We start from the raw sequence: 23066 nt of genomic DNA, 5'->3' as shown, positions 1-23066 counted from the left end.
AAGCAGAAAAGAACATCTTTACGTTTTTCATGATAGTAATTTTATTTAATTAGAGAATTGATTAAATCGATATAATGCTGCTTGGCTTCGTCTGCGCTTAAGTGTCTTATTTGCATCCATGCATTCATCTTAAAAGCGCTTCTCAAATCGTAAGACTGGTAATAACTTTTGTTGGCATCGCCAAGAGTTGCCTGCTTATAGTAGGCATAAATTTTTAGCATGACGTCCTGAGGCAAAGCCTGCGTCATATTTGAAGCTTTCTCATAAGCTTCCTGAAACAGAGTATCTAAATTTTTCTCCTGCATTAGGCTTTTTTTGCTATTATGGTTTTACCGCCTATAGCTTTTTGGTTAAGCTCCACATCTATTTCTGTACCTAAAGGTAAGAATAAATCTACTCTCGACCCAAATTTAATAAAGCCCGCATCAGTACCCTGTACTACATGCATACCTTCTTTGGCATAATTTACAATACGTCTTGCTAACGCACCTGCAATTTGCCTGTATAGAATATCGCCAAATACACTGTTCTCTATAACTACAGTTGTACGTTCGTTTTCTTCGCTTGCTTTAGGGTGCCATGCTACAAGGTATTTACCGGCATGGTATTTACTAAACTTTACAAGTCCGTTAACTGCATAACGTGTAACATGTACATTAATAGGTGACATGAAGATAGATACCTGTAGGCGCTTGTCCTTAAAGTACTCTGGTTCATATACTTCCTCAATAACCACAATCTTACCATCTACCGGTGCAATAATACTATGGTCTGCAGCATTTACAGGACGTTTAGGGTTCCTGAAAAACTGAAGGATAAGCACCATAAATACCAGTGCAAATACCTCTATAAACTTTAAAAGCCAGTAGTTGGCAATAAATTTTTCTGCCAGTAATACAACAGCTACGGTTGTAACCAGCGACCCTAAAATGATTTTAGCTCCTTCTTTATGAAACATAATTGATTATTTGGTAATACAAAAATAAGAAAGGTATCGCAAAAATAATACTATCCAGCCTGTCAAGTATGCCTCCGTGTCCGGGCATTATGTTTCCGCTGTCTTTTACGCCTGCTGTCCTTTTAAATTTAGATTCTACTAAGTCGCCCAATGTACCGAATATTACAAGTATTGTACCTCCTGTCATCCAAACGGTTGCCGACTGGAATGTGTAAAAGCGACTAAGGATGTAACTGCCTATAAGGGCAAAAACCAAACCTCCTAAAAAGCCTTCAATTGTTTTTTTAGGCGAAATTTTCTCGTAAAGTTTGTGTTTCCCTATAGCTCTGCCGGTAAGGTAGGCAAAGGTATCGTTAATCCATATTATTATAAATGCACCAATTATAAGGTAAGGGTTGTATTCGTTATCAGAATTGAAAGGGTATTTCATTAACAGGGTAAAGGGGATAATGATATAACCTATTAGCAGTGCTACTTTTGCCGAGTTTTTTAAATGCCCGGTTTGGTTGCCCGGCTTAAATAAGTCGTTAAGTAATATTAGCCCTATAAAAACTGCACCACAGTTTAGTATTAAGTTGTTTTGAAAACTTTTAGGTATAAAAAGGGTATATAGCATAAATAGCGCTGCGAGTAACAGTGCCTGTATTTTGCTAAAGTTTATAAGGTTACAGAATTCTAATACCGAAAGGAACATAAATAGCCCAAATAGTACTATAAAGCTGATTTCGGAATATAGTGTTGAGGCTATTAACAGGATTATGTAAACTATGCCTGATAGTGCCCTGGTTAAGCTTTCATTCATTTTACAGATCTTCCAATAGAAGGAGGTACAGGTTTTTGGCTACACTGCCATAATGCAGGAAATCCTCTTCTTTGGCCTTTTCAAAATATTTAATAGTGGTGATGTTGGTAGGGTATTCCCTGTCATATTTTCTTTTGATTTCCCTAAGCCCGTCACTTTTGGAATTAAGTATTTGGCTGGTTGTAGCAAAAATCACCATATTGTCAGGAAGTTCGTTTGGTTTTCTCTGTTTTATCTGGTTTGATGAGAACAGAATCGATCCTTCGTCTGCAATAAGGTTTTCGCATCCGGCTAATAAGAAACGTGGGTTTTTAGGGTTGTCGTAAGAAAGTTTATTTTCTTCCAGTAAGCTGCTTAGTTTTGGTTCAAAACACAAAGCTTCACATTCAAACCAGTCGTTTTCTTCTAAAATGTTCAAAAATTGATCGTGAACCTCAGTTAAGTTGTCGCAGTATAAAAATTTACCGCCGTTTTTTCTGAAGTTGTGAGTAAACAGTTCGTCTGCGGGTACTTGTTTTTCGGGCAAAAACGGACTGGTTTCCATGTTTTTATCCTCGTTTGAATCATTATTGGGGGAACCAAAAATTTTTCTGAAAAGACTCATACCTAATTATTCGCGTTTTTCTGTAGTTTCATTCAAAGATAGAAAAATCTTAATTCAATACGGGTACTGAATTAAGATTTTTACTATAAATTATGAAATTCCGGTTTATGCTTCTGTAACTACTTCTGCATCTGGTCTTTCAAATGGTCTTTTGCCAAAAATATCTTCAAGATCATCTTTAAAGATAACTTCTTTCTCAATAAGGATATCGGCCAGTTTTAAAAGCTTATCCCTGTTTTCGTCAAGAATTTTTATAGCTCTTTGGTACTGCTCTTCTATAAGAACCGAAATCTCTTTATCTATAACCTTTGCAGTCTCTTCAGAGTAAGGTTTAGAGAAGTTGTATTCACTTTGTCCTGATGAATCGTAATAAGTAATGTTACCCAGTTTATCGTTAAGACCGTAAACGGTTACCATAGCTCTGGCCTGTTTGGTTACCTTTTCAAGGTCGCTTAATGCGCCGGTAGATATTTTATCGAATATTACTTTTTCGGCAGCACGTCCACCCATGGTAGCACACATTTCGTCCATCATCTGGTCTGGTCTTACAATAAGCCTTTCTTCAGGTAAGTACCATGCAGCACCAAGGCTTTGCCCACGGGGTACTATTGTTACCTTAACAAGAGGAGCAGCATGTTCCAGCATCCAGCTAACTGTTGCGTGACCTGCTTCGTGTATAGCGATAGCCCTTTTCTCCTCTGTAGAGATGATTTTATTTTTCTTTTCAAGTCCGCCTACAATCCTGTCTACAGCATCAAGGAAGTCTTGTTTGTCTACTGATTTTTTGTCTTTTCTGGCAGCGATAAGAGCCGCTTCATTACATACGTTTGCAATATCTGCACCAGAGAATCCCGGAGTTTGTTTAGCCAGGAATTCGGTATCAAGATCTTCCGATTTTTTAAGCGGCTTTAAATGCACCTCAAAAATCTCTTTACGTTCCCTAATGTCCGGAAGGTCTACATAAATCTGTCTGTCAAAACGTCCGGCACGCATAAGGGCTTTATCCAGTACATCAGCACGGTTAGTGGCAGCTAATACAATTACGTTAGTATTAGATCCAAAACCATCCATCTCTGTAAGTAACTGGTTAAGGGTGTTCTCACGCTCATCGTTAGAGCCGGAGAAGTTGTTTTTACCACGTGCACGTCCTACAGCATCAATCTCATCGATAAATATAATGGCCGGAGATTTCTCTTTAGCCTGTTTGAAAAGATCTCTTACTCTAGATGCACCTACACCTACAAACATCTCTACGAAGTCTGAACCCGAAAGGGAGAAGAAAGGTACTTTTGCCTCACCAGCAACAGCCTTTGCAAGTAATGTTTTACCTGTTCCCGGAGGTCCTACAAGTAGAGCTCCTTTAGGGATTTTACCACCTATACTGGTGTATTTTTCAGGGTTTCTAAGAAATTCAACAATTTCCTGTATCTCTTCTTTAGCACCTTCAAGCCCTGCAACGTCTTTAAAGGTTACTTTAATGTCATTTTTCTCGTCAAACAGTTTAGCTTTTGATTTTCCGATATTAAATATCTGTCCGCCACCACCTGCAGCTCCGCCACCTGCCATACGGCGCATCATGAAAATCCATAATGCCACAAGTACAACAATAGGAAGAAGCGTTAGGAATAAGTCGCCCATCATGCTGTCTTCTTCAACAGAGTATTCGCTTAATTTACCGGCTTGTTCGGCATCATAAAGCTTTTTGTCGAAAATTTCATTTTTAGGTCCTTTAGTAACTGTATATTGAGGCCCTTTTGTATTTAAGTTGCCAAAAAAATCATTTTGCACAGTCTTATGTTCGTCACTTTTCAGTGCCGATTCTTTAAGGTATATTTTTGCCGACGAGTTATTTGTAATAACTTTTTCTATTTCTCCTTTATCAAGATATTCGTAGAATTTTGATATAGAAAGCTTTTGAGGGTCATTCAAAAACGATCCGCCACCTACAAAATTGATGGCAATAAGCATTAAAAAAATTCCGGCATATATAAGCCAGGGGCTTACCTTAAATTTATTATTTGGTTTATTATCTTTAGACATGAATTTCTTTTATTAGTAGTTGTTTCCAATTGATGTTATCTTGGCATCTCCCCACAGGCTTTCAATGTTGTAGTACTCGCGTATGTGTTTCTGGAAAACGTGAACAACAATGTTTACATAATCCATAAGTACCCATTCGCCGTTTTCAGTTCCTTCAACATGCCATGGTTTATCTTTTAACTCTTTGGAAACTATTTTTTGAACGGAGTTAACAATAGCGTTAACTTGTGTATTGGAGGTACCGTTGCATATTACAAAATAGTCGCATACGGTATTATCGATTGCTCTTAAATCAAGAATATCTATATCATTTCCCTTAACTTCTTCGATTCCTTTAATGATGTTTGCTAGCAATACATCTGTACTTATATTCTTTTTTGCCATTTAATATTTAATATATTCTACAAAGTTACCATTTTTTGTATTTACTTTTGACTTTGTTAAGTTATTAAAAAAGACTTTATTTTCCATCCTTTTAATGAATATTATCAAACTCAGTGCCATAGCGTCTACTAACGACTATTTAAAATCATTGTCAACCACCCAGTATTTGGAAAACTTTACCATTGTTGTTGCCGAACACCAAACTGCCGGTAAAGGGCAAATGGGTGCAAAATGGGATGTGCAGCCGGGTAAAAACCTTACCTTTAGTGTGTTAGTTAAAGATTTACTGCTTGGAATCAATGAGATATTTAACTTAAACGCTGCAGTAGCCGTAAGTATTATTGAAGCTCTTGAAGAAAATAATGTAAAAGATCTTGCTATAAAATGGCCTAACGACATTTTGGCAGGAAATAAGAAAATAGGAGGGGTACTCATAGAGAACAGCATTAAAAACAATGGTGAGATATTTTCGGTTGTGGGTATTGGTTTAAATGTTAATCAAACTGATTTTGAAGGACTTCCAAAAGCATCATCTGTAGCAGTGGTTACAGGTTATGAGCACGATAAAACAGTACTGCTAAAAGCTATAGTTGAAAATCTTCAGCGTAACGTTGCTGCGCTGCTTCACAAAAATGCTGCTCCAATATGGACTAAATACCATAAAAAACTCTATAAAAAAGGAGTGCCTATGCCTTTTGAAAAAGACGGACAACGATTTATGGGTATTATACAGGATGTGAATAGTAGCGGTAACCTATTGTTATTGCTGGAAGACGACACAGTGGCAGAGTTTAAGATTAAAGAGCTGCAAATGCTGTATTAATCATAATCCTCATCTTCATTGTCTTCAAAGTCGTTGATAAGAAAATCAATAACCAACTCAATAGTTTCACCGTTTTCATCCAGTCCCCAGTAGGCAGGGTAATAGCCGTCACCCCATCCGGAGGCAAACATTATGACATTATTGTCAGACTCCCTGTCAGGACGGTGGTCGTTCCAGTCGCCCAGCTCTCTTGAAAATTTGTTTTTAGATGAATAAGCCTTAAACTCATCTGCCAGTACCTCGTCATAATAATTAGCTTCGGGGTCTTTTTCCTGCAATGCATCCATTTTGGCATTAAGCGCAGCATTGGTTTCTTCATCAAGGAAACAGGCAAGTCCCGAATCTACAGGGAAGCCGAAGAACTCATCATCTGTAAGTTCATCCATTTCTTCCTTAGTAATGTCATCTGTAATAGCAAGCACCCATTTTGAGGCATCTTTACTTCTAAATTTAATTTTGGCGTAAGCGATACGGAAATGTTCTTCGTCTATTTCGGTAACATATACATAAACAGGGTATTTATCTGGTAATACGGTGCGTTTAAACGGACGCTGGTCGTAGGTGAAAAACGGGTCTGCTGCAATAATTTTTCCGGTAGGTAAATTAAGGTCGCCCACATGAATTTCAACCAACTCATGCATGTCCATATCATCATCCAGATTGTATTCAAATTCAAAGTCGTTTGAGTTTTCCATAATTGGTGAGTTTTTATGGTAAGTTAGTTAAAAACCGCGTGATAAGGCAAAGGTTTTATAAATTTTTTAACCGGATTTTTTTGTGAACCTGTCATAAAAATTAGTTACCAGACTGGTTTTTATACTGTTTTCCTCAAGGGTAATGATACGGTAGGCAAACGAGTTTACATCAACCTCAATTGTAGGGGAATTCTTTTTTACCTGAAATGCTATAGATGGGGTTATATACTGTGTTATTTTCCTGTCCATACGCTTATCGGGCATGTGGTAGTGACCGCAAAACACAGTAACGGGCTGCCTGCTTTCCTGTAGTATCCCGTTAACCGTATCGCGGTTTTTAAGCGGATAGGCTGTGTCTACTCCTGTAGGGAAACCCAATATGGGGTGATGTATAAAAACAATTATCTTTTTTAGTGTATTTATTTCGGAAGTAAGCCATGCCATTTGGGCTTCACTTATCTCTCCTGATGAGGAGTCCAGGTAAATGTATTTATAGAACTCGTCTTCGTGAGTGTAGTAAAGTTCGGTTTCACTTTGAGAGTGTGTGCTGTGGTAGTAAGGGATTACATCCTTAAATACATCATGGTTTCCTAATGTAATTTTAAAGCCCGGCTTGTAATCTTCCAGTTTTGAGAATAGCCATTCCAAATCTTCTCTTACGGCTAAGTCTCCGGTAATAACAAGATCGTCAAACTTATCTAAAGCAATGTGTTCCAAAACAGCTTTAAGGTTCTTTTTGGGGTTTGCTCCACGGTCTAATGCCGAAGGGTCTCCCAAGTGTGTATCTGTAATGTGTGCTATTATTTTAGACATTATTCCTGATCGGGTGTTTTTTCATCCGGTTCAAAAATTGGGTCTATTCGTCCCGGAATATCTATTTCGTCACTAAGGTTAGGGATAAGCGTTTTCATGGTAGGGTGATTGTACCCGGATGTATCCAGGAAATACCAGTTTTTACCTTTGTTTTCAGATATGGCAAGCAAACAACTTTGAGAAGTTAATTTACCTCCCTTAACCTTCATTTCTATCATTTGTATAAGTGTACACTGCATAGAGCCATCTTCTACGGTTACGATTTTTGAAGGTGTTGAATAGTTCATTTTTAAAAAGGTAATACCTTCATTCGCAAAACCGTCAAAGCTTCGTTTAAGGTTTTTAATTATGTTGCTTTTACCGCCCATAGTTTGCATTACTTTTGGGTAGGTGTAGGAAGCAAAAGTTTCATAGTCCTTATCAAGAAAAGACTGCCCCATGTCGTTTGCCTGCTTTAAAACATTTTGTTCGGGAGTTTGTGCAACAGAAACTGAAACGATATTTATTGTGAGTAGTAATGTGTATAAAACCTTTTTCATTAAGGATTAATGTTTAGTCCTGATAAAAGTAATAAAAAAAGCCTTTTAGACAACTAAAAGGCTTTTGGTTTTATGTTTTTCCGCAATTACAGCTTGTGCATATTAGCGGCTAGTGTTTCAATAAATTTACTGATAGGTCCTTTAACCATCATGGCCATCATGGCGTTAAATTCGCCTTCAAACTTTAACTGTACAGCGCTCGAAGCATCAGATACAGCATCAATATTACCCGTAAGGGTAAAAGGAAGCTTATCGCTTGCAGCACCAAGAACAATTTTGTTTGGAGCTGATTTTTCTTTCATTTTAAGTTTGATTTCAGGCATTCCCTTAAGGGCAAAGATGAACGATTCATCTCCTGTTACCTCAAACTTAGCTATGTTTTCGGGCATTAGTTTTTCAAAATTCTTAACATCGCTTAGCGCATCAAAAATATACTGTGCCGGTTTTTCTACTGTTACTTTAGGGCTTTCTAAATTCATAGTGGTAGGTTTATGAGTTTTAAGTTTCAGGCTGTTACTGTCCCCAGGTATCAGGGGTTTTTCTCCATTCTTTAAGAGTGTCGTGCTCTTCTTCGGTAATGTATTGTTTAGAAACGGCAAGCTCTAAAAGCGTGTCGTAGTTGCCAAGAGTGTTTAGCTTAACACCTGCATTTGTAAAGTTTTCTACAGAAACATCAAAGCCATAAGTAAAAATAGCTACCATACCTTTTACGTTTGCACCTGCCTCTTTAAGGGCTTCAACTGCCATAAGGCTGCTTTTTCCGGTACTGATAAGGTCTTCTACAACAACCACGTTCTGTCCTTCCTGAAGGTATCCTTCAATTTGGTTTTGACGACCGTGTTTTTTTGGTTCTGGCCTAACATATACAAATGGAAGCCCCATTACATCGGCAACAAGCATACCTATACCAATAGCTCCTGTTGCAACGCCGGCAATAACATCGGGCTTGCCATATTCTTTTTCTATATGTTTTGCAAATTCCTCACGGATGTAGTTTCTAATCTGTGGGAATGACAGCGTAATCCTGTTATCACAATATATTGGAGACTTCCATCCTGAAGCCCATGTAAAAGGATTTTTAGGATTTAATTTAATTGCGTTTATTTGTAAAAGCAATTCTGCTGTTTTTTTAGCGGTATCTGTATTAAAAATCATAGTGCAAATGTATAAAGTTTTTGTTAACGATAAGCCACTTTTTTTAACTAACCAGGTGGAAAAAGAAACCGACTTTAAAATGTTTCTTTTAGAGAGTGTTGATATTGAGCAACTTATTATAAGTATGTTTAATAACAAGGTTAAAAAAGCCTTTTTGTATCACCCTGATGAAAAGGAGACTTTAAAGAAGCTTAAAGAGAAAATTCCGGTGGCGAAGGCCGGAGGCGGACTCGTATACAACAAAAAAGGGGAGGTGCTTTTTATTTTCAGGAACGGAAAATGGGACCTGCCTAAGGGCGGAATTGAAAAAGGTGAGGGCATTGAAGATGCTGCCATACGCGAGGTGGAGGAAGAAACCGGCGTAAAAAACCTTAAGATTACCCAAAAACTGCAAAAAACATATCATGTTTTTAAAAGGAATGGTAGCTATAAGCTAAAGGTTACCCATTGGTATGAAATGAAAACCGATTATAAGGGTAAACTACAGGGACAGGAAAACGAAGGTATTGAAAAGGTGGCATGGCTTAACCCGGAAGAGATTAAGGAAGCGCTAACCAACTCATACGAAAACATAAAACTGTTGTTTGAAAACATGAAGGTACCTACGGAAGGATAAAAACTTATTTTATTAATGTAATGGAATATTGGATGAAACTCTATTAATATTATATATAATATCTAAAAGGTATTGAAATGTGTTAATATAAGTATTAATTAACTCTTCGGATATTTTAATATAATAATCTCTATTTTCAATAACTACTTGTAAATGAGGTCTTAGATTATCTCCAATTAGTTCAAGATGTCCATGGGCAAAGTAGTTTCGGTCTTCAATGAAATAATTTAAAGTTTTAGTGAAAGTTTTCCTTTTTTCTTTAGTGTTTAAATCTGTAATTCTATAAAAATCACTGTCCATTTTTAATATAGCGCTCATTAAAAATGCAAATTTTGCGAATGTGAAGCCTTTAAAAGTTTTCTTTTCACCAAAAATTTCTCTACAATCTTTACTCAATTTACAGAGAGATTCTATATCATGTTTGTTCTTTGAATAAATAAATATAGCAGTTGATAATTCATAGTTAATTATCTCGGCAAGGCGAATTATTTTACCTAATCCAAATGAGATCATATCGAACCTTTCATGAATAAAATCGAATTTATTCGAATCTTCATACTTAAAACGAGTAAAGTCATCTTTAATATTGTCAAATTCCCACATGACAGTTGATATTTGAAATTTATTTATGTCATTTTCTTTCAAATTTTTAAAGAAAGTTATTCTCGACATTGAGGAAAAAGTTTTTTTAGATATTAACTCTGGTCTATTAAAATTCATTTTTAAATTGTATTTAGGACATAAAATATTTACGGAAGTATTATTGGACCCAGGTATTTTAGCCAAAGCAATCCGCCAATTGTAGCACCTATAATACCTGAAGTTATAAAGGTAAGACGTTGCTGTTTAGGTATTAGTTTAAAAACTGTTATTAGCAGAATGACTGTTGCGATAATTGCTGTTACAGCATTAATAGTTTCTGTTGGTAAATTATAATGATATGAAAGTATTGCTTCATCGCCGGTTATTACCCATTTACCACGTTTAAAATAGAGAACTGTACCTGTTAGCATATTGAAAATTTGTCTTGACCAGAAAAAAGTGAGAAGCACAAATATCCACTGAAGTAACGTTAGTTTGTCACCTATGTTTTTTCGGTTAAACCAAAGTAGTAAAAAGCCTATGGTTCCGGTTAGCATGGTTTGAATGGGGCCTCCTGTAAATATTAGCATGGATTTAGATTGTTCTTCATGCATGTATTCGTTAAAAGCTGCTTTTTCTTCAGCATAGAGTGGTGACGGAGATAGTATTTTTTCTTTGTTGTCTTCATAAAATTGTTCGAACTCTTTGTCTTTTTCCCTTTCCAGGGTATTCATCGATGCATAATGAAGTTTGGTTTTATAGCCTAACATTTTAGCAACGGCAATATGACCGCATTCATGAGTTACGGTACCTATTACGGTAGCAGCAATAAATCCTAAAACGAGATAAATAAATAAACGGAATTGTAAGGTGAAAGTCATGAAACAGTAGTTTCTATAAAAATAAAGAAAAAGTTTCTTACAAATAAAAAAACAGGCTCAAGGCCTGTTTTTTTATTTTACTTTCCTGTACACAGGGTATTGTAAATGTGATTTTTCGTAGTAAACAGAGTGTCTGTAAATCCAGTCCAGCTGGGCTTCACCATTTTCAGAAAAGGCTTTGTCTTCTGCTTTCTTTTTCTCGAAGGCTGCTTTTAGTGTAGCATCTTCATTTAGTAATTTGGCAGCAGTGTCTTCAAACACATAGGCCGAGAAATATTCCTTTTGCTGTAGTATAGCGTCAAAAAAGTTCCAGTTAAAATAGGAGTCAGGCGCTTGTGGTTCTAAAGTTTCCAGTAGGTACTTAACGCCCTGTTGCTGTGTGTTTATTACAAAGTCGCCTTTATGGAACAGTACTTTTTCGGTAGTTACTGTAACTTCTGTACTGTTGTGTGGGTAATGTCCTTCATAAGCCGTTTTACTTGTTTTATAATCTGCTATACGGTAGCTTTCCACCTCAATCTCGGTATCGTTTTCCAGTGGTTGCATTTTAATACCGTTAAGCTGTAAAAGCTCTATGGCATTCCACCATGTTTTTGGGATAATATATGCCTGTGGTATTACCACTTCCGTTACCGGATTGTACTCCTGATAGTACGGAATGGTTTTTTTAAACGGTTTGGATCTGTCGTAAAATAACCTTGGCTTTCCTGATACTTCACTTGTTTTATAATCGCCCTTATACCCTAAAAATTCCAGTTGGGTAACTTTGGTTTTATCAAGCTCCCAAAACAGGGTATATTTCATGCCCGGTTTGTAAAGGTTCAGGTTATCGGCGCGTAGCTGTTTAATTTTTTTATAGTTCTTTTCTATATAATCTATAGAGGCTACCATATAATCATAAGTAACCTTAACACGCGGAGCATAATCTTTTAGCATATGCGTTTCGGGCATTGATCCTACAGTATTGAACATAGAGGCATATCCGGTAGAATATCTTGGATAATCCATAAACTGTTCAAACCCACCATCGGGCTTTTGGTCGTGTATGTTTACATAGGGAGTAGCTTCAGTTCCCTGTTTTTTCAAGTCGCTCAGTATAGTAGCCATCATCTCGTCCTTAAAAAACCGACCCAGTTCTCCGCCCAGTTTCTGGTGATGGGTAGCTATGTAGGTAAAGGTGTATTGGTAGTCGGCACCGTTACTAACATGGTTATCAATAAACACATCAGGGTTTACCTTTTGGAAAATTTCGGCAAAGCTCCTGCTGTTTCGGGTGTCTGATTTAAGGAAATCCCTGTTAAGGTCATAATTACGGGCGTTTCCCCTAAAACCATAACTCTCAGGTCCGTTTTGATTGGCACGTGTGTGCGAATTACGATTAAGTGCACCGCCAATGTTGTATACAGGTATGTTAACGATAACTGTGTTTTCAGGTGTTTTTAGTTTCCCGGTGGCAAGGTCACGGTACAGCATCATGGTAGCATCAATACCGTCGGGTTCACCCGGGTGAATACCGTTGTTTAAAAGCAGTACCGCCCTGTTTTTATGAATGGTATTGAAATCAAAGCTTTTCTCGGGGTCAAAAATCACAATATGTAAAGGCTCGCCACTATCGGTTAATCCCATAGGGAACATTTGAATAGTTTCAAAGCTGTCGTCCAGCATTTTAAAATAGGCGATGGTTTCAGCATAGGTCGCCGTTTGGTTACCGTTGCCTTTTTCATACGGAGTTAAGTACATATTGTTTTTTTGTGCCATAAGCTGAAAACTTATCAGTAAGAGTAAAAGCGATTTCTTCATAATGATTATTTTGTCCTTACCGAGTCGGGTACCAAAATGGTATAGTCTCCACCGTTGCGCAGTACGTCCCTCACAATGCTCGAACTGATGTATGATGTTTTTGCCGCTGTAAGCAGGAATACCGTTTCTATTTTAGAAAGCTCCCTGTTAGTATGGGCAATAGCCTTTTCAAACTCAAAGTCGGCAGGATTTCTAAGCCCCCTTAGTATAAATTGTGCACCCACTTTATGGCAAAGGTCTATGGTTAGACCTTCGTAGGTTATCACCTCTACTTTTGGCTGATCTTTAAACGCCTCTTCAATAAAGCGCTTGCGTTCTTCCAGCGGGAACATGTATTTTTTTTCGGCATTAACCCCTATAGCTACAATAACTTTATCAAAAAGCTTAACACCTCTTTTAATAATATCGTAGTGACCAAGGGTAATAGGGTCAAACGACCCCGGAAATACTGCTGTTTTCATATTTTTATTTTTTTGCCAAAGCCTGTTCTATGGCATTATCAAATAGCTGTGGTAAAGTTATACCTGCCTCGCGTGCCTGTTGTGGCAATATGCTTTCGGAAGTAAGACCCGGTACGGTATTCATTTCAAGCAGGTGCGGTTCGTTATTTACAATAATGAATTCAGTACGTGAAAAACCGTCCATCTTTAATATCTCATACACGCGTTTTGCTACGTTGCTTACCTTTTGTGCCATTTCGTCCGAAATACGGGCAGGGGTTATTTCCTGCGACTTACCAAGGTATTTTGCTTCGTAGTCAAAAAAGTCATTTTCAGATACTATTTCGGTAACAGGTAATACGGTAACCACGCCTCCATAGTTAATTATTCCTACAGAAACCTCGGTACCATCCAGAAAACTTTCTATAATAATTTCGTTATCCTCTTTATAAGCGGTTTCGATAGCCGGTAAAAGTTCCTCTTGGGTTTTTACTTTAGAGATACCAAAGCTCGACCCCGATCGGTTTGGTTTTACAAAACACGGTAGCCCCACTTTATCTATAATAGTCTGCTCGTTTATCTCATCGCCCAGATTAAGGTAATGTGATACGGCAGTTTTAATTCCGTATGGTTTTAAAACCGAAAGCATATCCCTTTTGTTAAAGGTTAATGCCGCCTGATAGGATTCGCATGAGGTTTGCGGAATGTTTAACAACTGCAGGTAAGCCTGCATTAGTCCGTCTTCTCCCGGTGTGCCGTGAATAGCATTGAATACCACATCAAACACAATTTTTTTTCCGTTATGGTCTACAGAGAAATCGTGCTTATTAACTAGGTATTCGTTATCATCTTCATCCGCCATTACCCATTTGTCCTTCAGGATGTGCAGGCGGTAGGCATTGTATTTTGTTTTGTCCAGATTTTGGTACACAATATTCCCGCTTTTAAGGGAAATTAGATATTCACTGGAATATCCGCCCATGATAATGGCAACATTTTTCATTCTAACTGCGTTAAATATTAGGTTTTGCTAACACAAAAATATCATTATTTGTGTAAACTTATAAAGTTTAGTATTATTTATATCTTTGCCAAAAATCATAGTAGATGAGCCTTAAAAACTTTTTGACCAGTAAAGCATTTTTAAAGCAGATAATTATAGCCGTTGTAATTACTGTTTTACTTGTAATTGCCGTTATGAAATGGCTTAATTATTACACCAATCACGATCAGAAAATCCCTGTGCCGGACCTAACAAAACAAACGGTTGATAAGGCCGAAAAAGAGCTCGAAGCCCTTATGCTTAACTATGTGATTTTAGATACTGTAGATTACAGGCCTGATTTTCCTCCGTACTCTATTGTACAGCAGGATCCGTTACCTAAGGTGAACGTAAAGGAAAACAGGAAAATATACATTAAGCTTAATGCCGGAGGATATAACGATATTGACCTGCCTGAGCTGGTACAGAAAACAAAACGTTCGGCAGAATCTATCCTGAAAAGTGTTGGTCTTGAAGTAGGGGAGATAACCTATAAACCATACCTTGCAGAAGATGTTGTGCTTGAGGTAAGACAAAAAGGTAAAAGGCTAAGTGCCGGAGATAAGGTTAAAAAGGCATCTAAGGTAGACCTTGTACTGGGTGACGGTAAAACGGGTTACCACATTTCAGATGAAGACAGGGCTAACATGCCATGAACTTCACAAGATAAATAATATACACCAAAAATAAATAATGAGTCAGGTTATAACAGAGCAGGAACCGGAAGATGAGCTATATGAGCACTATCGCTTTGAGGCAGGAAAGGGACAGGCACCGCTTAGAGTAGATAAGTTTTTAATGAACCTTGTGGAAAATGCCACGAGGAACAAAATACAGCAGGCAGCTACTGCTGGGAATATTTATGTGAACGATGTTCCCGTAAAATCAAATTACAAGGTTAAGGCTAATGATGTAGTGCGCGTATTACTGGAGCATCCGCCTTATGAGCACCTTTTGGAACCGGAAAACATTCCGCTTAACATAGTGTATGAAGACGACCAGTTGCTTATAGTGAATAAGGAGCCTGGTATGGTTGTACACCCAGGGCATGGTAACTATAGTGGTACGCTGGTAAATGCACTGGCTTACCATTTTGAGAACCTGCCAATGAACAGTAGCGAAAGGCCGGGACTGGTACACCGAATTGACAAGGATACATCGGGGCTTTTGGTTATTGCCAAAACAGAACAGGCGATGTCACACCTAACCAAGCAGTTTGCCGATAAGACTTCTGAAAGGGAGTATATCGCACTGGTTTGGGGTAATGTAGCCGAAGACGAGGGTACTATTGAAGGAAATATAGACAGGCATTTAAAGGACAGAATGCAAATGGCAGTTTATCCTGACGGAGAGCAGGGGAAACACGCTGTAACGCATTATAAAGTACTGGAACGCCTGGGATATGTAACCCTTGTGTCATGCCGACTGGAAACGGGACGTACCCACCAGATACGTGTGCACATGAAGTACATAGGGCATACTCTGTTTAACGATGCCCGTTATGGCGGAGATAAAATACTTAAAGGTACTACGTTTACTAAGTACAAACAGTTTATTGATAACTGCTTTAAAACATTACCAAGACAGGCATTGCATGCCAAGACACTTGGTTTTGAACACCCTACCACAAAAGAATTTATGCGTTTTAACAGCGAACTACCTGCAGATATGGTAGAATGCCTTGATAAATGGAGAACTTACTCTAAATCGCATACTGCTGACGAAGAGGAATAGTATATGGTTTGTGGATTTGGTTATTTGTTGATTTGATGGCTAATACTAACTGTCATTTCGACGAAGGAGAAATCTAAACAGAGTTGACATAAATAAAAAACTCCCGATTTAATCGGGAGTTTTTTATTTAAAATAGATATTAAAATGCATTTCACTATTTCTAATAATACCGGAGTATTTAGGATGTATCCATTTGGTTTTTAATACAAACTTTCTAAGTCCATTCTCAAAATAGGATTTGTATTTTAAATTTTCAGGATTTTGAAATGTAGCCTCTACTGTAAGGTTTTCTATGGTACCATCTTTCATTAAAATAAAATCAGCATTTATATAGGAATAATATTTTTCGTTTTTGAATTTATAATCATCCGGATAAGGATACTCTTCAATAAAATCTATTTCTGATTTAATCATAAAATTGTAACAATCCTTCCTTGCAGGTCTATCATCATCGCTGTCAATAGTTTTATAAATTTCATCCGGATGATTAAAAACATATTGCCTTTCAGATTTTGCAATAAGGGAGTCTAAAGAGGTTCCGTTTTTTCTTAATATTTTTTCAACCTCATATTTCATTATTTTTTGATAGCAGCCTTTTTTAAAATAGTCTTCGGCAAGAGTACGTATGTCATTATAAATTATTAAAGTAGTGTCTTTTGTAATATTATAATTACTTAGCTCTTTAAAAACATCATCTTTATTAAAGTATGATTTGGTGCGGTAGTAATGAAGATTTTGTAGCCAATAATCTCCATTAAGACTTATTTTTCCTTTTTTTATATCCTCTTTGGCTCTGTTTGTTTCATTAATGCATAAAGTATCAACAATTTCAACTTTAGAATTAAAGTCTTCGGTGTTATATATTTTAATCTTTTGGTTTGATTGTTTTTTATCGGCTTCATTGCAGGAGGCGATTGCTAATAACAGAAATAACAGAGGTGCTATAAATTTCATAATTCGCAAGGTGTTTAGATTATAACGCTAAACATACAAATATTATGATTATTAAATAAAAAAACCTGCAACCCTTTAAAAGGTTGCAGGTTTTAGGAAACATATATAAAAGTAAACTAATTACTGTTGGATAAACTGTAGTTCGATAGCAAGTTTTACTTCTTCACCTACAAGAACACCACCTGCTTCAAGAGCTGAGTTCCAGTTAAGACCCCAGTCTTTACGGTTTATTTTACCTGTAATAGAGAAACCTGTTTTTGTATTTCCCCAAGGATCTTTTGCCAGTCCGCCAAACTCTACGTCAAGTTTTACCGGTTTTGTAACACCGTGTAGAGTAAGGTCTCCTTTAAGTGTGTATTCTCCTTCGTCTTCTTTTGTGAAAGAAGTAGCCGAGAAAGTTAACTGCGGGAACTCTGCAGCGTCAAAAAAGTCGGCGCTTAAAAGGTGAGCATCCCTGTCGGCATTACCTGTAGTGATAGAATCTACCTCTCCTGTAAACTCTATTTTAGCGTTTTCAAAATCGTCACCATTAGTTTCGATGAAAGCATCAAACTTTTGGAAACTACCTGAAACGTTAGTAAACATCATGTGTTTTACTTTAAATCCTATTTCTGAATGTGAAGGGTCTATTACCCATTTTGTTGTAGACATAATTTTTAATATTTAATTGTTATTGATTTTGTATTAATAAGTTACGTAAAATTAAATTGTCATTGGGACTTCCATTAATAATATTTCGGCATCGTCGCTTAAAGCCTCAATGGCAATGCTGTTAGTATTCCAAATGCCCAGTCCGTCCCTGTGGTTTAGTGCTATATTGTTAAGTTTAAAGTCACCGTTTAGCACAAAAGCATAAACACCGTTGCCTTTTTTCTTAAAGTCGTATTTTAAGCTTTTGTTCTTATCAAATTTCCCTAAGTGGAACCATGCATCCTGATGAATCCATACACCGGCATCGTCGGGGTTTGGGGAAAGTATCTGTTGCAGTTTGTTGTGTCTTTCTTCGGCTTTAAGCGTTATCTGGTCGTACCTTGGTGTTACATTCCTTTTGTTAGGGTATACCCAAATTTGAAGGAACTTAGTAAGCCTGTCTTTATTTTTGTTGTATTCGCTGTGGTAAATTCCGGTGCCGGCACTCATTACCTGTATGTCTCCGTTTTTAATAACGGCAGTGTTGCCCATACTGTCCTTATGCTCCAAGTCGCCTTCAAGCGGAATGGAAATAATCTCCATATTATCGTGTGGGTGAGTACCAAAGCCCATTCCGGGGTCTACACGGTCATCGTTTAAAACCCTTAGTACACCAAAATGCATCCTGTCGGGGTTATAATAGTTGGCAAAACTAAATGTATGGTGAGAGTCCAGCCAACCGTGATTGGCATGCCCGCGGGTATTGGCTTTATGTAGTACGGTGCTTTCGTTAACCTTAGCGTCCTCGTTAGGTAAATGGTTATAACCTATAGGGTCTAATGGTTTTATTTCGTCTATATCGTTATTAAGTGTATCTCCAACGGTAGATGATGCAACGAACATCCCGGTGCCCATCAGTCCTTTCTTTATAAAATCTTTACGGTTCATAGTAGTGGTTGTTTTAATATTACAGTACAAAGTTGCGTAATACTAAAACCCAAAACATTGAACTAGGACAAGAAATACATTTTAACCGAAAGTTATTGGTAAAAAGTCTAAAATCAGTACTTAGTTTTTGGCAATCTTGGCTCTTACCTTACTAAGGAACTCGGCAGATATGCCCAGATAAGAAGCAATGTAGTGCTGTGCCACACGCTGGGGTAGTGAAGGGTAGTGGTCTAAAAACTCAAGGTATTTATCCATTGCTGTTTTTGCGATGGTATTAAAGAGCCTGTCCTGGGTAACAGCAAGGTTGCGGTACAGTAATATCCTGAAAGCCCTTTCAAATCGTGGAGCCTGTTTAAAAAGTTCTTCTTTAGATTCAGGAGAGAAAATAAGCAGTTCACAGTCTTCCAGAGTTTCTATAAAAGTATGGCTGGGCCTGTCTTCATATATACTGAAGGAAATATCGCTAACCCATGAATTTTCTATAGCAAACTGTAGTATAACCTCGTGTCCGTTAGAGTCAATATAATATTTACGGATGCAGCCCTTAATTACAAAAGCCTCAAAGTTGCACATTTCACCCTCATGCAGCATGATGGTTTTTTTAGGCACTTCCCTGTATTCCAGTTGGGAGTTTAAAATATCAAGCTCTTCCTGGCTAAAGGTTACATAGCGGCTAATGCTCTCGTTAATTTGGGAATACCTGTCCATAAATGTGTAGTGTTTATAACAAATATAGATGATTTACGGGTACAAAAAAAGAGCTGCCTTAAAAGTAGAATGTACTGTTTTTTCAATTTGACCTTGTAGAGAAATTTTTTAATCGTTTATCAGAGATTTTTCGACTTCACTGCGTTTCGCTCAAAATGGCAATACTTTTAAGACAGCTCTTTGTTTAATTACTTTCGGGAGTTGGTTCCCATAGTTCTATTTTATTACCGTCGGGGTCATAAACCCATGCAAATTTTCCCATCGACATTTCTTCGCGGTGTTCGTCAATCTTTACACCGTCGGCTTTTAATGTTTCAAGAAACTCATCCAGTCCTTCAACCCTAAAGTTTACCATAAACTGTTGCGGTTCGCTAAAGTATTTGGTATCGGCCTTAAAAGGAGCAAATACAGTAGTGCCGGCTTCGGTTTTCCACACTTCACCACTACCTACGGTTTTAATGCCAAAATACTTTTCATACCATTTGCCTAAAGCAACATGGTCTTTTGATCGGAAAAATAATCCGCCTATTCCTGTGACTTTAGCCATGATTTAAGTTCATCAGTATTATTTTTTGATTTTTTACGAAGTATTGCAGCAGCTATTAGCGAAAACAGTAACCCAATTGGTAAAATTTCCATGTAAGTATACAGTATTACTACTATAGGGTTTTTGTAAGCCTCAACCATCTTTTCGTTTTCGGCAATCTGGAGGTTTATTTTTTCTATCGATTCTCCTGCCTGCCTCATGTCTTCTATCTGCATGTCGGCATAATGCTGGGCAAAGTCCGGGAAAAAGTTATACAGGGCTACAAGCCATACAATAACATAAATGGAAGATGTAATTAATGACATAAGCGCACCAATTTTAAAAGCATTCCCAAATGAAACAACGCCTCCTGCCTGTTTGTCTCTGTAACTTTTAATAGCGACAAAAATTAACGAGAAAGCAACGAACATTGAGGCAAAGCCAATGATCATGGCACTTTTCATGTTTTCTTGTCCGGTTAGTAAAGTAATAACATACCCGATGGTACTTATTACCCCTCCAATTAAACCATAAGTAAGAATAGTTTTTTTCATACCTGTATTGTTTTAGTGTTTGTTTATGGTGCAAAAATGGATAATATCACATAAAACTGCCTCATCCTTTCGGGTGATTTTACTGTCTTTTATAAAATTACGACTTTTGGGTGATATGTGCTAAGGTATGATGCTCAGTGTTTTAGCTTTATCTACGGCTTGGGTGCGCCTTTTTACCTCCATTTTTTCAAAAAGTTTGCCCGAATGTGTCTTGACCGTGTTTAAGGATACAAAAAGTTCGTTAGCAATTTCCTGATTGCTCATTCCTTTTGCCATAAGTTCGAGTACTTCCAGTTCGCGGGAGGTAAGGTTGAGGTTGTCCAGTTCTTTTTGGTTACGCTCAAACTGAGGGGAGGGGGTAATGTATACTTCTACCTCTTTCTCTATTACAATTGTTTTTGCTTTGGGCTTAAACAGTTTTAAAGTAAGCCAAACCCCAAGCCCTGTAAAAATAATAGCGATGATGCCAATGTAAATATCGAGTGAAGTACTTAGTATTAAAAAACGAAATTCCAGCCAGCGCAGCAGTAAAAGCAGCAACGCAAGGCTGGAACCGTATAGTATAGCACCTTTATGTTTTTTAATTGCCTTGATCATCAGGGCAAATATAAAAACTATTTTTTTTCATCAAGGCCTAAGGCATTCCTCAGTACTTTCTCAAATTGTTTTTCACTAGGGCGTGGCATCTCTACCTCTACAAGGTTACCATCGGGATCAATAAGTATAAATCGCGGAATTCCCGATACATTATACTCGTCATGAAACTTCTTTTTATCATTTAAATGGATTTGTAATACCGATTTAGATTTAGATTTGGCATCAATAAACCATTTTTTAATATCATCATCAATGCTGGCAGCAACAAACTGTACCGGTTCATTTTTATACTTAATAGCCATTTTATCAAAATAAGGAGACTCATATTTACATGGTCCGCACCATGTGGCCCAAACATCTATCACCACAAATTTGCCTTTAAGGTCAGCAAGGCTTATAGCTTGATTATCCAGGGTCATAGCCTCAAGTTGAGGGGCTTGTTTACCGCTGCTTAATTTTTCTATTATTCTTGCTTTATTAGCTATTATAGCAGCAAATTTTTTATTGGTGAAGAGTTTATTGTATTGTGTAATAAGTGTATCCCTTTCAGAAGTTTTTGAAGCTTCTTCAATGCTTTTATCCATTTGCGAAAATAACATCTTGTCTTTAAAAGGTCCGGCAGGTAATTTTTCTATCGCTTTAAAAGCCTTAGTGTCATCATCAATATCCTCTTTGTTGTTTATTGTTAATTGAGAGATAACATATCTTACATAATCATCATTTGTAAGTAAACTTTCATCATTAAGGGTTATCATCTCTTTTATCTTTTTTATACCTTCTGTTTCAGGAGTTTCTTTGTCAGGGTATAATGCAGCTCTTTTTTGAATAAAAGAATTCCAGAGATTAAGATACTGAACAGACATTAGTTTTTGTTTTTTGTCTGTAAAGTCACTTTTAGGGATATAATTGTCAACGGTTTTAAACGTCTTGGAATTAGATATAGACTCTTCCCAGTCGTCAACAATTTGATTGGTGATAAAATCAGGATCTTCCAGAAAAGTGTTTTGACCAATATAATAAGAGGCACTACTTCTCAAACCTACTTCTTTATCAGACTGGTTTTCGGGAAGCCTTGTCCCTGTTATTACTACATCCATAGCTGATTTGATTAGTTTAAAATCAATATGGATACTGTCATTATTACTAAATATTGTTGGTACTCTTCCAATCTCATCGAAAGTTACATTGTAAGAATCTAAAGGCACATTTTTTTTAATCTCAGCATAGAACTTTTTATTCTCTACCGGAATGATGGCTAACGTATCTCCAATAAAGTTATCGGTAATATATATAGTTTTTACATCTCTGTCACTATCTATGTTACCACAAACTACTGTTTTGTTATATGAGGAATAGGTTTTAGGGTATAAAACATAACTTAATAATCCCCCGACGATAATAAGGATAGCTACAAGTCCGGCTATTCTTTTTCCGTTTCCTAAAAAAGCTGATTTTATTCCTTTATGCCTGTACCAGTTAAACCCAATATAAAGTAGAATAATAGTTAAAAGGAAACTTGCTGTTTCAGAATAGGTAATCCAATAGCCTAAGTTACTGCCTTTCGGATAGGCTGAAATTTTACTTAAAGGCTCTAACGGGTACCAATCAGGGGTAATATTATATGCTTTAAGAAAAATAAAGGCAAGTAAAAGGAAGAAGCCAACAAGAACAGACCATATAAAACTGCTTATTATTACCGATATAATGTATTGAAATGCAACTAAAATTAAGCCGGCAAGGAAAATACGTGTTACAAGTAATAATAGCTCTGTAAAGGCAAAACCTGTAGTTGCCTGTTCAGGCATATCAATTAGTAACGATAGTATCCAGGCAAATAAATACCCCGAAACTACCAGGCTAACTATTGCAATAAGCATTGAAATTATAATGACTGCAAATTTTGAAAAGTATATGGAGAGTTTGTTTACAGGCTGAGTCTCCATGAGCTGCCAACCTCCGTTTTTATGATCAAGCTGGGTAATACGGCTAACGGTTATTATTATAAGTAATGGGAAAAAAAATACAGTAAAGGGTTCAAGGCAACTTTCAATAAAAGCTAAATAATAATTGTAAGGTAGCCCTCCAAATTTAGGTCGGCTTTGAAAATATTCAACTAATAACATGATAAAGGGAGAGATGACTCCCAATATAATAGACAGTATATATATACCGGTTCCTTTTTTCTTTAGGTGTTCTGCCTTTAGGGCAGTTATAAAATTTTGCATTATTATATATATGTGT

The 23066-nt window shown here is 37.0% G+C and carries 28 protein-coding genes; 4 read left to right on the top strand and 24 right to left on the bottom strand.

Translation table 11 applies throughout. The features are described 5' to 3' along the window. Positions 1-41: 41 nt before the first annotated feature. From GN157_RS07105 to rsfS, 6 genes are all read right to left on the bottom strand, one after another. Positions 42-305 (bottom strand): acyl-CoA-binding protein, encoded by a 264-nt coding sequence (locus GN157_RS07105; protein ID WP_157482493.1) that lies wholly within the window; start codon positions 303-305, stop codon positions 42-44. After that, positions 305-958 (bottom strand): phosphatidylserine decarboxylase family protein, encoded by a 654-nt coding sequence (locus GN157_RS07100; protein WP_157482491.1) that lies wholly within the window; start codon positions 956-958, stop codon positions 305-307. The genes GN157_RS07105 and GN157_RS07100 overlap by 1 nt, the downstream gene beginning before the upstream one ends. Further along, positions 948-1760 carry a phosphatidate cytidylyltransferase gene (locus tag GN157_RS07095; RefSeq protein WP_157482489.1) on the bottom strand — a complete coding sequence of 271 codons (813 nt, stop codon included), beginning with the start codon at positions 1758-1760 and terminating at the stop codon, positions 948-950. Before GN157_RS07095 ends, GN157_RS07100 begins: the two co-directional genes overlap by 11 nt. Position 1761: 1 nt before the next feature. Continuing rightward, the gene (locus GN157_RS07090) at positions 1762-2364 is read right to left on the bottom strand and encodes a lactate utilization protein B/C (RefSeq protein ID WP_157482487.1); all 603 of its coding nucleotides are present in this window, start codon (positions 2362-2364) and stop codon (positions 1762-1764) included. A gap of 105 nt (positions 2365-2469) precedes the next feature. Further along, entirely contained in the window at positions 2470-4404 is a 1935-nt protein-coding gene (gene ftsH / locus GN157_RS07085) for an ATP-dependent zinc metalloprotease FtsH (protein ID WP_157482486.1), read from the bottom strand. Positions 4405-4416: 12 nt separating this feature from the next. Next, on the bottom strand, positions 4417-4788 hold the full coding sequence (gene rsfS / locus GN157_RS07080) for a ribosome silencing factor (RefSeq protein WP_035135710.1): 372 nt from the start codon (positions 4786-4788) through the stop codon (positions 4417-4419). A 94-nt stretch (positions 4789-4882) separates the two neighbouring features. Between rsfS and GN157_RS07075 the strand changes: the two genes are divergently transcribed. Continuing rightward, positions 4883-5611 (top strand): biotin--[acetyl-CoA-carboxylase] ligase, encoded by a 729-nt coding sequence (locus GN157_RS07075; RefSeq protein ID WP_157482484.1) that lies wholly within the window; start codon positions 4883-4885, stop codon positions 5609-5611. On the opposite strand, the gene GN157_RS07070 is transcribed toward GN157_RS07075, so the two are convergent. The 5 genes from GN157_RS07070 to pyrE all read right to left on the bottom strand — a co-directional run bounded on the left by GN157_RS07070 (position 5608) and on the right by pyrE (position 8813). Further along, entirely contained in the window at positions 5608-6306 is a 699-nt protein-coding gene (locus GN157_RS07070; protein ID WP_157482482.1) for a DUF4241 domain-containing protein, read from the bottom strand. The genes GN157_RS07075 and GN157_RS07070 overlap by 4 nt on opposite strands. Positions 6307-6372: 66 nt before the next feature. Beyond that, positions 6373-7119, bottom strand: coding sequence for a metallophosphoesterase family protein (locus tag GN157_RS07065; RefSeq protein ID WP_157482480.1), 747 nt, complete (start codon positions 7117-7119; stop codon positions 6373-6375). Further along, positions 7119-7658, bottom strand: a complete 540-nt coding sequence (locus tag GN157_RS07060) for a hypothetical protein (protein ID WP_157482478.1) — start codon at positions 7656-7658, stop codon at positions 7119-7121. Before GN157_RS07060 ends, GN157_RS07065 begins: the two co-directional genes overlap by 1 nt. Before the next feature lie 86 nt (positions 7659-7744). Then, complete coding sequence (locus tag GN157_RS07055) at positions 7745-8137, bottom strand: hypothetical protein (protein WP_035135719.1); 393 nt, start codon at positions 8135-8137, stop codon at positions 7745-7747. Positions 8138-8171: 34 nt separating this feature from the next. Beyond that, positions 8172-8813, bottom strand: a complete 642-nt coding sequence (pyrE, locus tag GN157_RS07050) for an orotate phosphoribosyltransferase (RefSeq protein ID WP_157482476.1) — start codon at positions 8811-8813, stop codon at positions 8172-8174. A gap of 7 nt (positions 8814-8820) precedes the next feature. On the opposite strand from pyrE, the gene GN157_RS07045 reads away from it, so the two are divergent. Then, positions 8821-9429: an NUDIX hydrolase gene (locus GN157_RS07045; RefSeq protein WP_157482474.1), complete on the top strand. Its 609-nt coding sequence runs from the start codon at positions 8821-8823 to the stop codon at positions 9427-9429. A 12-nt stretch (positions 9430-9441) separates the two neighbouring features. On the opposite strand, the gene GN157_RS07040 is transcribed toward GN157_RS07045, so the two are convergent. The 5 genes from GN157_RS07040 to GN157_RS07020 all read right to left on the bottom strand — a co-directional run bounded on the left by GN157_RS07040 (position 9442) and on the right by GN157_RS07020 (position 14135). Then, complete coding sequence (locus GN157_RS07040) at positions 9442-10101, bottom strand: hypothetical protein (RefSeq protein WP_157482472.1); 660 nt, start codon at positions 10099-10101, stop codon at positions 9442-9444. A 77-nt stretch (positions 10102-10178) separates the two neighbouring features. Beyond that, positions 10179-10892 (bottom strand): hypothetical protein, encoded by a 714-nt coding sequence (locus GN157_RS07035; RefSeq protein ID WP_157482470.1) that lies wholly within the window; start codon positions 10890-10892, stop codon positions 10179-10181. A 72-nt stretch (positions 10893-10964) separates the two neighbouring features. Then, positions 10965-12692: a M14 family metallopeptidase gene (locus GN157_RS07030; protein WP_157482468.1), complete on the bottom strand. Its 1728-nt coding sequence runs from the start codon at positions 12690-12692 to the stop codon at positions 10965-10967. A gap of 5 nt (positions 12693-12697) precedes the next feature. Continuing rightward, the gene (gene coaD, locus GN157_RS07025) at positions 12698-13153 is read right to left on the bottom strand and encodes a pantetheine-phosphate adenylyltransferase (protein WP_035135728.1); all 456 of its coding nucleotides are present in this window, start codon (positions 13151-13153) and stop codon (positions 12698-12700) included. 4 nt (positions 13154-13157) lie between these two features. Continuing rightward, positions 13158-14135 (bottom strand): D-alanine--D-alanine ligase, encoded by a 978-nt coding sequence (locus GN157_RS07020; protein WP_157482466.1) that lies wholly within the window; start codon positions 14133-14135, stop codon positions 13158-13160. A 104-nt stretch (positions 14136-14239) separates the two neighbouring features. Between GN157_RS07020 and GN157_RS07015 the strand changes: the two genes are divergently transcribed. Further along, positions 14240-14830, top strand: coding sequence for a PASTA domain-containing protein (locus tag GN157_RS07015; RefSeq protein WP_035135731.1), 591 nt, complete (start codon positions 14240-14242; stop codon positions 14828-14830). 37 nt (positions 14831-14867) lie between these two features. Then, on the top strand, positions 14868-15908 hold the full coding sequence (locus GN157_RS07010; protein ID WP_157482464.1) for an RluA family pseudouridine synthase: 1041 nt from the start codon (positions 14868-14870) through the stop codon (positions 15906-15908). 123 nt (positions 15909-16031) lie between these two features. On the opposite strand, the gene GN157_RS07005 is transcribed toward GN157_RS07010, so the two are convergent. The 8 genes from GN157_RS07005 to GN157_RS06970 form a co-directional block, all read right to left on the bottom strand. After that, positions 16032-16862 carry a hypothetical protein gene (locus GN157_RS07005; RefSeq protein ID WP_157482462.1) on the bottom strand — a complete coding sequence of 277 codons (831 nt, stop codon included), beginning with the start codon at positions 16860-16862 and terminating at the stop codon, positions 16032-16034. Positions 16863-16982: 120 nt separating this feature from the next. Further along, positions 16983-17513, bottom strand: a complete 531-nt coding sequence (locus GN157_RS07000; RefSeq protein ID WP_157482461.1) for a YceI family protein — start codon at positions 17511-17513, stop codon at positions 16983-16985. Positions 17514-17564: 51 nt separating this feature from the next. Further along, positions 17565-18440: a pirin family protein gene (locus tag GN157_RS06995; RefSeq protein ID WP_157482459.1), complete on the bottom strand. Its 876-nt coding sequence runs from the start codon at positions 18438-18440 to the stop codon at positions 17565-17567. A gap of 120 nt (positions 18441-18560) precedes the next feature. Then, entirely contained in the window at positions 18561-19148 is a 588-nt protein-coding gene (locus tag GN157_RS06990; RefSeq protein WP_157482457.1) for a Crp/Fnr family transcriptional regulator, read from the bottom strand. A gap of 184 nt (positions 19149-19332) precedes the next feature. Beyond that, positions 19333-19695: a VOC family protein gene (locus tag GN157_RS06985; protein WP_157482455.1), complete on the bottom strand. Its 363-nt coding sequence runs from the start codon at positions 19693-19695 to the stop codon at positions 19333-19335. Beyond that, the gene (locus tag GN157_RS06980) at positions 19674-20228 is read right to left on the bottom strand and encodes a DUF4199 domain-containing protein (protein ID WP_157482453.1); all 555 of its coding nucleotides are present in this window, start codon (positions 20226-20228) and stop codon (positions 19674-19676) included. Before GN157_RS06980 ends, GN157_RS06985 begins: the two co-directional genes overlap by 22 nt. Before the next feature lie 120 nt (positions 20229-20348). Then, positions 20349-20825, bottom strand: coding sequence for a response regulator transcription factor (locus GN157_RS06975; RefSeq protein WP_157482451.1), 477 nt, complete (start codon positions 20823-20825; stop codon positions 20349-20351). A 17-nt stretch (positions 20826-20842) separates the two neighbouring features. Next, positions 20843-23050 carry a redoxin family protein gene (locus GN157_RS06970; RefSeq protein ID WP_157482449.1) on the bottom strand — a complete coding sequence of 736 codons (2208 nt, stop codon included), beginning with the start codon at positions 23048-23050 and terminating at the stop codon, positions 20843-20845. Between the last annotated feature and the right edge of the window lie 16 nt (positions 23051-23066).

It is taken from the genome of Flavobacterium rakeshii, from assembly GCF_009741375.1.
GTDB classification, from domain to species: domain Bacteria; phylum Bacteroidota; class Bacteroidia; order Flavobacteriales; family Flavobacteriaceae; genus Flavobacterium; species Flavobacterium rakeshii.
This window is presented reverse-complemented; position numbering and strand designations above follow the sequence as displayed.